This is a genomic window from Mesorhizobium sp. M4B.F.Ca.ET.089.01.1.1 (assembly GCF_004022605.1).
Taxonomy (GTDB): domain Bacteria; phylum Pseudomonadota; class Alphaproteobacteria; order Rhizobiales; family Rhizobiaceae; genus Mesorhizobium; species Mesorhizobium abyssinicae.
Genome location: NZ_RZOS01000853.1, coordinates 1 through 1,279, shown reverse-complemented (window position 1 = coordinate 1,279; position 1,279 = coordinate 1). Strand labels below are relative to the sequence as shown.

Annotated in this window: 2 pseudogenes; both read right to left on the bottom strand. The window is 60.4% G+C overall.

Going from position 1 to position 1,279, the window contains the following annotated elements:
• Positions 1-427: pseudogene (locus EN780_RS34505) on the bottom strand (hypothetical protein); the annotation flags it as partial.
• A gap of 259 nt (positions 428-686) precedes the next feature.
• Positions 687-1,279: pseudogene (locus EN780_RS34500) on the bottom strand (hypothetical protein); the annotation flags it as partial.

Below are 1,279 nucleotides of genomic sequence, written 5' to 3'. Positions count from 1 at the left end.
GCAGTACCCTCGCGGCTCCGCATGCGCGTGCCAGAGCAGCGCTCGCCGAGTCCGGTCTATACTCATCGATCACATGGTCTGAGGCATGGCGCCGAAAACGGCCCAGCTTGTGCGCATATCGATACTGCGTCGGCTTGATCATTTCATCGAGTGGCGTCGACAGGAACACCCGGATCGTCTCACGGCCGGAGGTTCGTGTCTCGCTATCCCGCCAGAAGGTGGAGATGTAGACGACGTGCCGCGCCGGGGCGGCATCAGCTGAACGATTGCTCAGCAATCGATGTGCATGCTGAAAATTGCCAAAGCCCGATACCTGTGATGCCGTGTCGAGCGCTTTGGTGTGTGGGATCGCATCTCTCTTCGAGATGGCCTTGGCAAGGCGCTTTATGCCCTCAATCGAGGACGGCTGAACATCTGTCTTGGACATGCCAGTTCTCCTGGCTCGTTGAGAAGTGTCACCCGTCAACCACCTCGCGAGCCCGAACATGACATGAACGGGAGCGTCACTATCGGCAGTGCTGTCAACAGCTTCGCAACGACGGGCGGCGCGCTCCTGCCAGAGCACCGACTCGCAGAATACAACTGATTCCCCTTCGTGAGAAGCGTTGGCTGACGGTCCTGCTCGCCCAATATTACGTCGGTCACAAGGACGGCTGGCGAGATGCTGCCCTGTCGGGCACAGGCCGTCAAATGAACCGCGAATACGCCTCAAGCAGATCGATGAGGCCGGCGTTCGGAGGCGGTGAGCGCTCCGACAATCGCGGTTGCTGATTCTTCTCCAGGATATCTGTGAACCGTGCGATCAGTTCTCCATGGCCGCCCGCAGCCAGAATAGCCCGCCGTCGATGTGCGACGGCAGCATCCTCATTGCTGACCAGCCAGTCTGCAGGCCGCGTCGTAAGCGCGTTGAAGCAGTGGATGCGCGTTGCAGCCGAGAGGCCGGTCAGGCGCTTTGCCGAGCGAATGTCGGCGACAACTGGTGCACGCAGCAGCCGAGAAACCAGATCTTGGATCGTGGGCGAGCGTTTGGCCACTTCGATGCTGCAGATGTCCGCAATGGCACGTTCGAGCCGCCGAGGCGCCGCATTGACGGAGGTTTTCGGGGCGTCACGCAGATCGAAGCTGCATCGCGCGCAGACATGCTGTGGACGGAGTTCAGCTTGGTCAAAGGAGGCGATACCGGCGCGGCAACTGGGGCATCGATCGCGAAGGCTGCAACGATGCACGAAGCAGGATATCCGAGATGACAGCCGCCACTGCCGGCGAAAATAAGGAGCTT